The sequence below is a fragment of the Azoarcus sp. DN11 genome, from assembly GCF_003628555.1.
In the GTDB taxonomy this organism is placed as follows: domain Bacteria; phylum Pseudomonadota; class Gammaproteobacteria; order Burkholderiales; family Rhodocyclaceae; genus Aromatoleum.
On record NZ_CP021731.1, the window covers coordinates 4372032 to 4385544 of the forward strand.

The 13513-nt window shown below is 66.5% G+C and carries 8 protein-coding genes; 2 read left to right on the plus strand and 6 right to left on the minus strand.

All coding sequences use genetic code 11. The features are described 5' to 3' along the window. Positions 1 to 16: 16 nt before the first annotated feature. On the minus strand, positions 17 to 1375 hold the full coding sequence (gene glmU, locus CDA09_RS20310; protein WP_121430958.1) for a bifunctional UDP-N-acetylglucosamine diphosphorylase/glucosamine-1-phosphate N-acetyltransferase GlmU: 1359 nt from the start codon (positions 1373 to 1375) through the stop codon (positions 17 to 19). A gap of 195 nt (positions 1376 to 1570) precedes the next feature. Between glmU and CDA09_RS20315 the strand changes: the two genes are divergently transcribed. Both CDA09_RS20315 and CDA09_RS20320 read left to right on the plus strand, forming a co-directional pair. Then, on the plus strand, positions 1571 to 2983 hold the full coding sequence (locus CDA09_RS20315) for a bifunctional enoyl-CoA hydratase/phosphate acetyltransferase (RefSeq protein WP_121430305.1): 1413 nt from the start codon (positions 1571 to 1573) through the stop codon (positions 2981 to 2983). Beyond that, positions 2980 to 4164, plus strand: coding sequence for an acetate/propionate family kinase (locus tag CDA09_RS20320; protein WP_121430306.1), 1185 nt, complete (start codon positions 2980 to 2982; stop codon positions 4162 to 4164). Before CDA09_RS20315 ends, CDA09_RS20320 begins: the two co-directional genes overlap by 4 nt. Positions 4165 to 4359: 195 nt before the next feature. On the opposite strand, the gene CDA09_RS20330 is transcribed toward CDA09_RS20320, so the two are convergent. From CDA09_RS20330 to CDA09_RS20350, 5 genes are all read right to left on the minus strand, one after another. Continuing rightward, entirely contained in the window at positions 4360 to 5823 is a 1464-nt protein-coding gene (locus tag CDA09_RS20330) for a glutamate synthase subunit beta (RefSeq protein WP_121430308.1), read from the minus strand. Between the two features lie 3 nt (positions 5824 to 5826). After that, a complete protein-coding gene (locus CDA09_RS20335; RefSeq protein WP_121430309.1) occupies positions 5827 to 10500 on the minus strand; it encodes a glutamate synthase-related protein in 4674 nt (1557 codons plus the stop codon). A gap of 247 nt (positions 10501 to 10747) precedes the next feature. Continuing rightward, the gene (locus tag CDA09_RS20340; RefSeq protein ID WP_121430310.1) at positions 10748 to 11872 is read right to left on the minus strand and encodes a deoxyguanosinetriphosphate triphosphohydrolase; all 1125 of its coding nucleotides are present in this window, start codon (positions 11870 to 11872) and stop codon (positions 10748 to 10750) included. Beyond that, positions 11869 to 12951 (minus strand): 3-dehydroquinate synthase, encoded by a 1083-nt coding sequence (gene aroB / locus CDA09_RS20345; protein WP_121430311.1) that lies wholly within the window; start codon positions 12949 to 12951, stop codon positions 11869 to 11871. The genes CDA09_RS20340 and aroB overlap by 4 nt, the downstream gene beginning before the upstream one ends. Before the next feature lies 1 nt (position 12952). Next, positions 12953 to 13444, minus strand: coding sequence for a shikimate kinase (locus CDA09_RS20350; RefSeq protein ID WP_174718499.1), 492 nt, complete (start codon positions 13442 to 13444; stop codon positions 12953 to 12955). Between the last annotated feature and the right edge of the window lie 69 nt (positions 13445 to 13513).

The window sequence follows — 13513 nt, forward strand, 5'->3', positions numbered from 1 at the left end:
GATGCTTTTCTCCGATTTACTTCTGCTTCACCGGCCGCTTCCAGCCGGCGATGGTGATCTGCCTGGCCCGCGACACGGTGAGCTGCTCCGGCGGGGCGTCCTTGGTGAGGGTGGTACCCGCACCCAGCGTCGCCCCGCGGCCGATGCGCACCGGCGCGACGAGCTGGGTGTCCGAGCCGATGAACACGTCGTCCTCGATGATGGTGCGGAACTTGTTCGCGCCGTCGTAGTTGCAGGTGATCGTGCCGGCGCCGATGTTCACGCGCTGGCCCACATCCGCGTCGCCGACGTAGGCGAGGTGGTTGGCCTTCGAGTGGTCGGCGATCGCGCTGTTCTTGACCTCGACGAAATTGCCCAGATGCACGTCATCGCCCAGCGTCGTGCCGGGACGCGTGCGCGCATACGGGCCGATCACGCAGTCGCGGCCGGTGACCGTGTCCTCGACGTGCGAGAACGGTGCGATGCGGGTGCCGGCGCCGATGCGGGCGTTGCGGATCACGCAGTGGGCGCCGATCCGCACGTCGTCGCCGAGTTCGACACGCCCCTCGAACACGCAGCCGACGTCGATCTCGACATCGCGCCCGCACTCGAGCTCGCCGCGCACGTCGATGCGCGCCGGGTCGAGTACCGTGGCGCCCGCTTCCATCAGGCGCTGGGCGATGTTGCGCTGATGGATGCGTTCGAGTTCGGCGAGCTGCGGCTTGCTGTTCACGCCCAGCGTCTCCCACACCGCATCCGGCTGCACCGTGACGATCTCGACGCCCTCGGCGACCGCCAACCCGATGATGTCGGTGAGGTAGTACTCGCCCTGGGCGTTGTCGTTGCCGATGCGCCCCAGCCAGTCGCGCAGGCGCGTCACCGGCGCGACGAGGATGCCGGTATTGACTTCGCGCACGCGGCGCTGCTCGGCGCTCGCATCCTTCTCCTCGACGATGCGCGTGACCTTGCCCTGGTCGTCGCGCAGGATGCGGCCGTAGCCGGTCGGGTCGGCGAGCTCCACGGTCAGCAGCGCGAGCTTGCCGGCGCCCGCCGCCGTCTGCAGGCGGCGCAGCGTCGGCGCGCCGATCAGCGGCACGTCGCCGTACAGCACCAGCGCCATCTCGCCGTCGCTGAGCTCCGGCAGCGCCTGCTGCACGGCATGCCCCGTGCCCAGCTGCGGCTCCTGCCGCGCCCAGCGCAGCCCCGCATCCTGCAGCCGCTCGCGCACCACTTCGCCGCCGTGGCCATACACCACGCAGATGCATGACGCATCCAGTGCCCTCGCCGCAGCGATCACGTGCGCCAGCATCGGGCGCCCGGCAATCGGCTGCAGCACCTTCGGCAATACCGAACGCATACGCTTGCCCTGCCCGGCGGCGAGAATCACGACTTCCATGAACACCCCGTTCTGATCCAGACCGGCGCCGATTTTAGCATGTGCGCGCCACCACCTCCGCCCGGCCCCGGAAACGCTGTCGCGCGGATCGGACAGAAATGCCGCAGCGCAAACCTGTTTTTACAACATGTCCGCCAACGCTCTGATAACACGACTAAAATGCGGATCCTGCACTGCAACCGGAATACACCAATCATGGATCACGGCGCCAACCAATTCATCCAGAACCGCGTCTTCGACGAGATCCAGGTGGGCGACCGCGCCCAGCTCGTGCGCACGCTGCGGCCGGACGACATCCACCTCTTCGCGGTCATGTCGGGCGACGTCAATCCGACCCACGTCGACCCGGAATTTGCCCGCTCGGGCCAGTTCCGCGAGGTCGTCGGACACAGCATGTGGGGCAGCACGCTGATTTCGACCATCCTCGGCACCGAATTCCCCGGCCCCGGCACCGTGTACGTCTCGCAGGGCCTGAATTTCCACCGTCCGATCACGATCGGCGACACCCTCACGATCACGGTCGTCTGCCGCGAGAAGTTCGAACACGATCACCACATCGTGTTCGACTGCCTCGCGCTCAACCAGGACGGACTGAAGGTCATCGACGGCGTCGCCGAAGTGCAGGCGCCGACCGAGAAGATCAAGCGCGCGCGCGTCCATCTGCCCGCGGTGACGATCTCGGACCGGGAGCTGCGCTACGGCCACCTGCTGTCGATCACTGCCGGCAAGGAGCCGATCCCGATCGCCGTCGCCCATCCCTGCGACGCCGAATCGCTGCGCGGGCCGATCCAGGCCGCAGCAGCCGGCCTCGTCATTCCCGTGCTGGTCGGCCCCGAAGCGAAGATCCGCGCCGTCGCCGAACAGGAAGACATCGACCTGCACGGTGTGCGCATCGTCGACGTCGCCCACAGCCACCTGGCGGCCGAAACCGCCGTGGCGCTCGCGCGCGACGGCCACGTCGAGGCGCTGATGAAAGGCTCGCTGCACACCGACGAGCTGATGGGCGCGGTGGTCTCCAAGACGGCCGGCCTGCGCACCGCGCGTCGCATCAGCCACGTCTTCATGGCCGACGTCCCGACCTACTCGCATCCGCTGCTGATCACCGACGCGGCGATCAACATCGAGCCGACGCTCGAAGACAAGGTCGACATCATCCAGAACGCGATCGAGCTCGCCCAGATGATGGGCCTGCCCGAGCCCAAGGTCGCGATCCTGTCGGCGGTGGAAACCGTCACGTCGAAGATCCGCTCGACCATCGACGCCGCGGCGCTGTGCAAGATGGCCGACCGCGGCCAGATCAGGGGCGGCCTGCTCGACGGCCCGCTCGCCTTCGACAACGCCGTGTCGCTGGTCGCCGCCAAGACCAAGGGCATCCGCTCGCTGGTCGCCGGCAACGCCGACATCCTCGTCGTGCCCGATCTCGAATCCGGCAACATGGTCGCCAAGCAGCTCGAATACCTCGCCAACGCGCTGATGGCGGGCGTCGTACTCGGCGCGCGGGTGCCGATCGTGCTCACGAGCCGCGCCGACACCGCCGAAACGCGCGCCGCTTCCTGCGCGATCGCGCAGCTGATGGCGCACAAGAAGCGCGAGGCGCGTCTCGCATGAAGGCCGTACTCGTCATCAACGCCGGCTCGAGCAGCCTCAAGTTCGCGCTCTTTCCGGTCGAGCCGGCACTGGCCGAATCGCCCGCGCTGTCGGGGCAGATCGAGGGCATCGGCGCGACGCCGCTGCTGTCGGCCAGGGATGCGGGCGGCGACCGCTACCAGGAGCCCGTCCTGATTTCGGGCTGCCAGACCGAGCAGCATCGCGACGCCCTCAACCACCTGTTCCGCTGGCTCAGCACCCACAATCCCGCCCTCGACATCGTCGCGGCCGGACACCGCATCGTGCACGGCGGCGAACTCTACAGCGCCCCGGTGGTGCTCAACGAGTTCGTGCTGCGCGATCTCGAAAGTTTCATCCCGCTCGCGCCGCTGCACCAGCCGCACAACCTGCGCGCCATCCGCGCGGTCACCGCGCTCATTCCCGAAATCCCGCAGGTCGGCTGCTTCGACACCGCGTTCCACCGCACCCAGTCCGCGCTCGCGCAGGCCTTCGCGCTGCCGCGCGCGATCAGCGCGGAAGGCGTGAAGCGCTATGGCTTTCACGGACTCTCCTACGACTACGTCGCGCACCAGCTCCCCGACATCATCGGCGAACGGGCGAACGGCGCGGTGCTGATCGCCCACCTCGGCAACGGCGCCTCGATGTGCGCGTTGCGCGAAGGCAAGAGTGTCGCCACCACAATGGGCTTCACCACCGCCGACGGCCTGATGATGGGCACGCGCACGGGCAGCCTCGACCCCGGCGTCCTGCTCTACCTGATGGAGCAGAAAGGCATGGACGCGAAGACCCTGACCAACCTGCTGTACAAGGAATCCGGTCTGCTGGGCGTCTCGGGCATCAGCCAGGACATGCGCACGCTGCTCGCCTCGGACTCGGCCCATGCGCGCGAAGCCGTCGATCTCTTCTGCTACCGCATCGCACGCGAAATCGGTTCGCTCGCGGCGGCGGCCGGCGGACTCGATGCGCTGGTATTCACCGGCGGGATCGGCGAACACGCGGCGCCGGTACGCGAACGCGTCGCGCAACTGTCGGCGTGGCTGGGCGTGGCGATCGATCCGGAAGCGAACGGCGTCCATGCGCTGCGCGTCGACGCCCCGGACAGCCGCGTGGCAGTCGCCGTCGTGCCGACCAACGAGGAAGGCATGATCGCCCGCTACACGCTGGAGCGCCTCGCGCACTGAACGCCGGCACGCGGGCAGCAAAAAGGGCGACCCGCGGGTCGCCCTTTTCATTTCACGCGGCCGAAACCGGATCGGCGCGGCAGGACCGGTTCGCCCATGAGGAACCGGTCGACCTCACGGGCGCACTGACGCCCCTCGCCCACGCGGGCCGGCCGGCCCGTGTCCGTCAACTCGCCCCCGAGGGCGATTCGCCGTTCAGCGTGGAAGAACCGTCTCGCCCATGAGGAATTGATCCACCTCGCGGGCGCACTGGCGGCCTTCGCGAATCGCCCACACCACCAGCGACTGGCCACGACGCACGTCGCCGGCCGCGAACACCTTGGCCGCGCTGGTCGCATAACAGCCCGCCCCATCGGTCGTCGCCTTGGCGTTGCCGCGCGCATCCTTCTCGACACCGAAGGCCTCGAGCAGCTTGCCGAGCGGATTCGTGAAGCCCATCGCGAAGAAGACCAGATCCGCCTTCACCTCGAACTCGGAACCGGCGATCTCCGACATGCGGCCGTCCTTCCACTCGAGGCGCACGGCCTTCAGGCCGGTGACCTTGCCGTCCTTGCCGAGGAACTCCTTCGTCGCCACGGCGAAATCGCGCGCGCAGCCCTCCTCGTGCGACGACGAAGTGCGCAGCTTGATCGGCCAGTACGGCCAGGTCAGCGCCTTGTTCTCCTGCTCGGGCGGCATCGGCATCAGCTCGAACTGCGTCACGCTCGCGGCACCGTGACGGTTCGATGTGCCGACACAGTCGGAGCCCGTGTCGCCGCCACCGATCACGACGACGTGCTTGCCTGCGGCCGAGATCGGGTTCGCGCCGTCGCCGGCCACCGCCTTGTTCTGCGGAATCAGGAACTCCAGCGCGAAATGCACCCCGGCGAGATCCCGGCCCGCCACCGGCAGGTCGCGCGGCACTTCCGAGCCCGCCGCGAGGACCACCGCGTCGAACGCCTTCTGCAGCGCCTCGGCGCTGACAAATTGCGTCGCATCGTTGACGATGCCGGGGACCGTCGAATCGGCGCCGACGATCACGCCGGTGCGGAAAGTCACGCCCTCGGCTTCCATCTGCGCCATGCGGCGATCGATCAGCCCCTTCTCCATCTTGAAGTCGGGAATGCCGTAGCGCAGCAGGCCACCGATGCGCCCGTTCTTCTCGAACACCGTCACGTCGTGGCCGGCACGCGCGAGCTGCTGGGCCGCGGCGAGGCCCGCGGGGCCCGATCCGACGACCGCGACCTTCTTGCCGGTCTTCGCGGCCGCCGGACGCGGCAGCACCCAGCCCTCTTCCCACGCCTTGTCGATGATCGCGTGCTCGATCGACTTGATCCCGACCGCGTCCGAATTGATGTTCAGCGTGCACGCGGCTTCACACGGCGCCGGGCAGATGCGGCCGGTGAATTCGGGGAAGTTGTTGGTCGAGTGCAGGACCTCGATCGCCTCCTTCCACTGCCCGCGGAACACGAGATCGTTCCAGTCCGGGATGATGTTGTTCACGGGGCAGCCGTTGTTGCAGAACGGGATGCCGCAATCCATGCAGCGCGCGCCCTGCACCGCGGCCTCCGCGTCGCTCAGGCGCAGCACGAACTCCTTGTACTTCTTCACGCGCTCGGCAACCGGCTCGTAAGCCTCCGACAGACGCTGATACTCCAGAAAACCCGTGGGCTTGCCCATTTTTTATGCGGCCTCCAGTTGCTTCTGCTTCTGCGCAGCCATCTCGGCCAGCGCTCGGCGGTATTCATGCGGCATCACCTTGACGAACTTGCAGCGCCAGGCGGTCCAGTTTTCGATGATCGCGCGAGCGCGCTGGCTGCCCGTGTAGCGGGCATGGCGCTCGATCAGGCCCTTCAGGATCAGCTCGTCGCCCATTTCGAGGTGGTTGATGTCCACGCGGCCATGCGACTCGAGATCGTCACCCGACTCGGACCCCTTGCGCGCTTCGAACTCGTCCGGCACCGGCTCGAGGGCGACCTGCGCCATATTGCAGCGCTGCTCGAAGCTGCCGTCCTCGTCGAGCACGTAGGCGACGCCGCCCGACATGCCGGCGGCGAAGTTGCGGCCGGTCTGGCCGAGCACGACGATCGTGCCGCCGGTCATGTATTCGCAGCCGTGGTCGCCCACGCCCTCGACGACCGCGGTGGCGCCCGAATTGCGCACCGCGAAGCGCTCGCCGGCGACCCCCGAGAAATACGCCTCGCCCTCGATCGCGCCGTACAGCACGGTGTTGCCGATGATGATGTTCTCGGTCGAGACGCCGCGGAACGCGGCCTGCGGGCGCACGATCACGCGGCCGCCCGACAGGCCCTTGGCGACGTAGTCGTTGCCCTCGCCGACCAGTTCCAGCGTCACGCCGCGCGCCGTGAAGGCACCGAAGCTCTGGCCCGCGGTGCCGGTCAGGTTCACGTGGATGGTGTCGTCAGGCAGGCCGGCGTGGCCGTATTTCTCGGCGACACGCCCGGACAGCATCGCGCCGACCGTGCGGTTGATGTTGCGCACCGGCAGATCGATACGCACTGCCTCGCCACGCTCCAGCGCCGGCCTGGCAAGCTCGATGAGCCGGTTGTCGAGCGCCTTTTCGAGGCCGTGCTCCTGGGTCTCGACGTGACGCTTCGCGACGCTCGCCGCGACTTTCGGACGATGGAAGATGCGGCTGTAGTCGAGGCCGCGCGCCTTCCAGTGCTCGATGCCCTTCTTCATGTCGAGCAGTTCCGGGCGGCCGATCAGGTCGTCGAACTTGCGGATGCCGATCTGCGCCATCAGCTCGCGCACTTCCTCGGCGACGAAGAAGAAGTAGTTCACGACGTGCTCGGGCTGGCCGGAGAAGCGCTTCCTCAGCTCCGGATCCTGCGTCGCGACGCCGACCGGGCAGGTGTTGAGGTGGCACTTGCGCATCATGATGCAGCCTTCGACGACCAGCGGCGCGGTGGCGAAACCGAACTCGTCCGCACCCAGCAGCGCGCCGATCACGACGTCGCGGCCGGTCTTCATCTGGCCGTCGACCTGCACGCGGATGCGGCTGCGCAGGCTGTTGAGCACCAGGGTCTGCTGCGTCTCGGCGAGGCCCAGCTCCCACGGGCTGCCCGCATGCTTGATCGACGACCACGGCGAAGCGCCCGTGCCGCCGTCGTGGCCCGCGATCACGACGTGGTCCGCCTTGGCCTTGGCGACGCCTGCGGCCACCGTGCCGACGCCGATCTCGGACACCAGCTTGACCGAGATCGAGGCCGCCGGGTTGGCGTTCTTCAGGTCGTGGATCAGCTGCGCCAGATCCTCGATCGAGTAGATGTCATGGTGCGGCGGCGGCGAGATCAGGCCCACGCCCTGCACCGAGTGGCGCAGGAAGCCGATGTACTCGGTGACCTTGTGGCCGGGCAGCTGGCCGCCCTCGCCGGGCTTCGCGCCCTGCGCCATCTTGATCTGGATCTGGTCGGCATTGACCAGGTATTCCGCGGTGACGCCGAAGCGGCCCGAGGCGACCTGCTTGATCGCCGACCGCAGGCTGTCGCCCGCCTTCAGCTCGAGGTCGCGCGCGATGCGGTTCTCGCCGACGATCTGCGACAGGCGCATCGCCTGCGTGATCGGCTTGAAGCGCATCGGATCCTCGCCGCCTTCGCCGGTGTTCGACTTGCCGCCGATGCGGTTCATCGCGACGGCCAGCGTCGTGTGCGCCTCGGTCGAGATCGAGCCGAGCGACATCGCGCCGGTGGCAAAGCGCTTGACGATTTCCTTGGCCGACTCGACTTCCTCGAGCGGCACCGGCGGACCGGCCGGCTTGATCTCGAACAGGCCGCGCAGCGTCATGTGGCGCTTGCTCTGGTCGTTGATCAGCTTGGCGTATTCCTTGTACGTGTCGGCCTTGCCCGAACGCGTCGCGTGCTGCAGCTTGGCGATCGACTCCGGCGTCCACATATGCTCGTCGCCGCGCACGCGGAAGGCATAGTCGCCGCCGGCGTCGAGCATGTCGGTCAGCACCGGATCGTTGCTGAAAGCCCGGCGGTGCAGGCGAATGGCTTCCTCCATCACCTCGAACACGCCCATGCCCTCGACCTGGCTGGTGGTGCCGGTGAAGTAGCGGTCGCACAGCGACTGCTGCAGGCCGACGGCCTCGAAGATCTGCGCGCCGGTGTAGGACATGTAGGTCGAGATGCCCATCTTGGACATGACCTTCATGAGCCCCTTGCCGATCGCCTTGACGAAATGCTTGATCGCCTTGTCGCCGGCTTCGCCGGTACCCGCGATCTGCTGCAGGGTCTCCATCGCGACGTAGGGATGGACCGCTTCGGCGCCGTAACCGGCGAGCACGGCGAAGTGGTGCACCTCACGTGCGGTGCCGGTCTCGACCACCAAGCCGGCGCGTGTGCGCAGACCCTTCGACACCAGGTGCTGATGCACCGCGGAGGTCGCGAGCAGCGCGGGAATCGCGACGTGATCGGCGTCGACCTTGCGGTCCGATACGATCAGGATGTTGACGCCCTGCAGTACCGCATCCTCGGCCTCCGCGCACAGGGTCGCCAGGCGCGCCTCGACGCCTTCCTTGCCCCACGCAACCGGGTAGCACGCGTCGAGCTCGGCCGAACGGAAGCGGCTGTCGGCGTAGCGCGCGATGTTGCGGATCTTCGCCATGTCGTCGAAGTCCAGCACCGGCTGGGTCACTTCGAGGCGATACGGCGGGTTGATCTCGTTGATCTCGAGCAGGTTCGGGCGCGGGCCGATGAAGGACACCAGCGACATCACGAGCTGTTCGCGGATCGGGTCGATCGGCGGGTTCGTCACCTGCGCGAACAGCTGACGGAAGTAGTTGTAGAGCGGCTTCTCCTTCCCCGACAGCACGGCCAGCGGCGAGTCGTTGCCCATCGAGCCGGTCGCCTCCTCGCCCGTCTTGCCCATCGGCTCGAGGATGAACTTGATGTCCTCCTGCGTGTAGCCAAAAGCCTGCTGGCGATCCAGCAGCGAAGCGCGCGGCTGCAGCGGCTCGGCGCCCTCCGGCACCGGCAGGTCGTCGAACTTGATGTTGATGCGGCGGATCCACTCGCGATAGGGCTTGGCGAGCGCCAGCGACTCCTTCAGCTCGCGGTCGTCGATGATGCGGCCCTGCTCCAGGTCGATCATGAACATCTTGCCCGGCTGCAGGCGCCACTTCTTGACGATCTTGCTGTCGGGGATCGGCAGCACGCCGGATTCCGACGCCATCACCACGAGGTCGTCGTCGGTGACGAGGTAGCGCGCCGGGCGCAGGCCGTTACGGTCGAGCGTCGCACCGATCTGGCGGCCATCGGTGAAGGCGACCGCCGCCGGTCCGTCCCACGGCTCCATCATCGCCGCATGGTATTCGTAGAAGGCGCGACGCTTCTCGTCCATCAGCGTGTGCGATTCCCACGCTTCGGGGATCATCATCATCACCGCGTGGGCGAGCGAGTAGCCGCTCATCACGAGCAGCTCGAGCGCGTTGTCGAACGAGGCCGAATCCGACTGGCCCGGATAGATCAGCGGCCAGATCTTTTCCAGATCGTCGCCGAGCAGCGGCGAATGCGTGCCCTTCTCGCGTGCGCGCATCCAGTTGTAGTTGCCGCGCAGCGTGTTGATCTCGCCGTTGTGGGCGATGTAACGGAACGGATGCGCGAGATCCCACTTCGGGAAGGTGTTGGTCGAGAAGCGCTGGTGCACGAGGGCGAGCGCCGACACGGTGCGCGGATCGGCGAGATCGCAGTAGTACTCGCCGACCTGCGTCGCCAGCAGCAGGCCCTTGTAGTTCACGGTGCGCGCCGACATCGACACCATGTAGAATTCCTTGCCGTGCTTGAGCTGCAAGTCGTTGATCGCGTTCGCCGCGAGGCGGCGGATCACGAACAGCTTGCGCTCGAGCGCGTCGGTCACCGTCACGGTCGGGCCGCGGCCGATGAAGACCTGACGCATCACCGGCTCCTTGGCCTTCACCGCCGGCGACATCGGCATGTCGCCGTTCACCGGAACGTCGCGCCAGCCGAGCACCACCTGGCCTTCCGCGCGCACGGCGCGGCGGATCTCCTCCTCGCACGCGAGGCGCGACGCCTGCTCCTTCGGCAGGAAGACCATGCCGACGCCGTACTCGCCCGCCGGCGGCAGCTCGACGCCCTGCTTCGCCATCTCTTCGCGATACAGCACATCGGGAATCTGGATCAGGATACCCGCACCATCCCCCTGCAGCTCATCGGCGCCGACGGCACCCCGGTGGTCGAGATTCTTCAGAATCTCAAGCCCCTGGCTGATGATTGCATGACTCTTGACACCCTTGATGTGGGCGACGAAACCCACACCACAGGCATCATGTTCATTGGTCGGGTCGTACAGACCCTGCTTCTGGGGGAGATCCATCACGTTCTTCCTCGACACAACACGTTTGCCGGCAAACCGGCGTTGATCGGGCGACGGCAACGCCGCATGCAAATAACGCACCAAAATTGTGCAGGCGTCAAAAAAAGCCGGGTGCGCGCGCACACCGGCTCCTTTCGGCCAGTGTTGCACACACGGCCACTGCTTACCTTTCAGGCGGACTTAGAAATATACCCGCGCAAAACCCGTGTTTCAAGATTTTTTTGCAGCGCGGTAAGCCTATGATGCTTCAATGAATTTCGCCGACGGCGAAGAGGCGGCGGTGCTCTTTCATCGCGTAGCGGTCGGTCATTCCCGCGACGTAGTCGGCGATCGCGCGCGGCGTATCGGCGCGTGCGCGCACCTGGTACTGCGGCGGAAGCAGGCGAGGATCACTCATGAAGGCACCGAACAGGTCCTGGATGATGCGTCGGGCCTTGTCGGTCATCCGCAACACCTGATAGTGCGCGTAGAGGTTCTGCCGGAGGAAGGTCTTCAACTCGCGCAGCCGCGGCGCAAGTGCCTCCGAATAGGCGACCAGGCGCGCCGCACGGTGCACGTCGGCGAGAGACTGCACGCCCGCCTGCACGATATTCGCGCGGGTCGTCGCAATCAGATCGAGCACCATCTCGTTGATCATGCGCCGGATCGTCTCGTGAATCAGCCGACGCCCGCCCAGCTCCGGCCATTGCGCCTCGGCATCGCGCCGCGCGCCGGCGAAGATCGCGATGTCGTCGAGCTGTTCGAGCGTGATCAGGCCGGAACGCAGCCCATCGTCGATGTCGTGGTTGTTGTATGCGATCTCGTCAGCCAGATTCGTGAGCTGCGCCTCGAGGGACGGCTGCCCGCCCTCGAGGAAGCGCTGCCCCAGCTCGCCGAGTTCCCGGGCGCGTTCACGCGAACAATGCTTGAGGATGCCTTCGCGGGTCTCGTAACACAGGTTGAGCCCGTCGAACGCCGCGTAATGCTCTTCGAGCTCATCCACCGTCCGCAGCGACTGCAGGTTGTGTTCGAAGCCGCCGTAGTTCTTCATGCACGCATTGAGCGCATCCTGGCCGGCATGACCGAACGGGGTATGCCCCAGATCGTGGGCCAGCGCAATCGCTTCGACGAGGTCCTCGTTGAGCTGCAGCGCACGCGCCACGCCACGGGAAATCTGCGCGACTTCGAGGCTGTGCGTCAGCCGCGTGCGGAAAAGGTCGCCTTCGTGATTGACGAACACCTGCGTCTTGTATTCGAGGCGCCGGAACGAGTTCGAATGCACGATGCGGTCGCGGTCGCGCTGGAATTCGCTGCGGATGCCGGGCGCGGGCTCGGGATGAACGCGCCCGCGCGAGCTCGATTCGATAACGGCATAGGGCGCGAGCACGTTCATGCGCAGCGTGCGTCGATGGCAGCCGCGATCGCCTCGGGCGTCGCATCGGCATGGATGACGGCCTGCCCGATGCCGCGCAACAGAATCAGGCGCAGGCGTCCCGCCTCCACCTTCTTGTCGTGCGCCATCAACTCGAGATAACGGTCCGCCCCCAGGCGCGGCCCCTGCACCGGCAAGCCGGCGCGCCGATGCAGCGCCTCGATCCGCGACACCTCCTCGGCCGGGAGCCACCCCAGCCGGCACGAAAGCTCTGCCGCCATCATCGTACCCGCCGCAACGGCCTCGCCGTGCAGCCAGACGCCATAGCCCATGCCCGTCTCGATCGCGTGGCCGAAAGTATGGCCGAGATTCAACAGCGCACGCTCGCCCTGCTCGGTTTCATCCGCCGCAACGACCTCAGCCTTGTTGGCGCACGAGCGTTCGATGGCAAACGCCAGCGCCTCGGGCTCACGGGCCACCAGACGCTCGATGTTCGCTTCCAGCCAGACAAAAAACCCGGGATCCCTGATCAGCCCGTACTTGATGACCTCGGCGAGGCCCGCCGCCAGTTCGCGATCGGGCAGGGTGTCGAGGGTGCCGGTGTCGGCGAGCACCAGTCTCGGCTGGTAGAAGGCCCCGACCATGTTCTTGCCGAGCGGGTGATTGATCGCGGTCTTGCCGCCGACGGACGAATCCACCTGCGACAGGAGCGTCGTGGGAATCTGGATGAACGGCACGCCCCGCTGATAGGTCGCCGCGGCGAATCCCGTCATGTCGCCGATCACCCCGCCGCCCAAGGCCAGCAGCGTCGTCGAGCGCTCACAGCGCTCGGCGAGCAGGGTATCGAAGATCAGGTTGAGAGTTTGCCAGTTCTTGTGCTCCTCGCCATCCGGCAGCGTCACCGCATGAACGCGCACGCCACGCGCACGCAGTGCTGCCTGCAGTGAATCCAGATAGAGCGGCCCGACGACATCGTTGGTGACGATCGCCACGCGCGGCGTCTTGAGGAAGGGAAGAATCAGCGAAGGATCGCCGAGCAGCCCGCGACCGATGTTGATCGGGTAGGAGCGGTCGCCCAGCGCCACGTTGAGAGTAAGCATATTACTTCTTGAAGTTCTCGATGGCCTTTTCGATCACGCGCACCATCCCGCCCGGATTGCCGCGACCGCCATCGACGATGACATCCGCGACGGCCCGATAAAGGGGATCGCGTTCGCGATAGAGTTTCTCGATGCGCTCGCGCGGATTGGGGACCTGCAGCAACGGGCGACTGCGGTCGTGCCGGGTGCGCTCCCACAGAACCGGCGTCGGCACGTTCAGGTACACAACGATACCCCGTTCACCCATGAGCGCACGGTTTGCCGCACTGAGCACCGCTCCGCCGCCAGTGGCCAGCACGAGGTCGGACTCCTGGGTCAGTTCGTCGATGAGCTGCGTTTCACGCCGCCGGAACCCGTCCTCGCCCTCGATTTCGAAGATTGTCGAAACCTTGACGCCCGTGCGAGCTTCGATCTCATGGTCGCAATCGACAAAACGCATGTTATGGCGCCGGGCATACTCACGCCCCACCGTGGTCTTCCCGGCGCCCATCATGCCAACCAGAATCACTAACACCAAACCGGCATCCGATACGTAATGCCACCAACTATACAGGCGAACGGG

What these genes read in the sequence shown, in the direction of transcription:
- glmU (WP_121430958.1), bottom strand. Translation starts at nt 1,375, where the DNA reads ATGGAAGTCGTGATTCTCGCCGCCGGGCAGGGCAAGCGTATGCGTTCG.
- CDA09_RS20315 (WP_121430305.1), top strand. Translation starts at nt 1,571, where the DNA reads ATGGATCACGGCGCCAACCAATTCATCCAGAACCGCGTCTTCGACGAG.
- CDA09_RS20320 (WP_121430306.1), top strand. Translation starts at nt 2,980, where the DNA reads ATGAAGGCCGTACTCGTCATCAACGCCGGCTCGAGCAGCCTCAAGTTC.
- CDA09_RS20330 (WP_121430308.1), bottom strand. Translation starts at nt 5,823, where the DNA reads ATGGGCAAGCCCACGGGTTTTCTGGAGTATCAGCGTCTGTCGGAGGCT.
- CDA09_RS20335 (WP_121430309.1), bottom strand. Translation starts at nt 10,500, where the DNA reads ATGGATCTCCCCCAGAAGCAGGGTCTGTACGACCCGACCAATGAACAT.
- CDA09_RS20340 (WP_121430310.1), bottom strand. Translation starts at nt 11,872, where the DNA reads ATGAACGTGCTCGCGCCCTATGCCGTTATCGAATCGAGCTCGCGCGGG.
- aroB (WP_121430311.1), bottom strand. Translation starts at nt 12,951, where the DNA reads ATGCTTACTCTCAACGTGGCGCTGGGCGACCGCTCCTACCCGATCAAC.
- CDA09_RS20350 (WP_174718499.1), bottom strand. Translation starts at nt 13,444, where the DNA reads ATGATGGGCGCCGGGAAGACCACGGTGGGGCGTGAGTATGCCCGGCGC.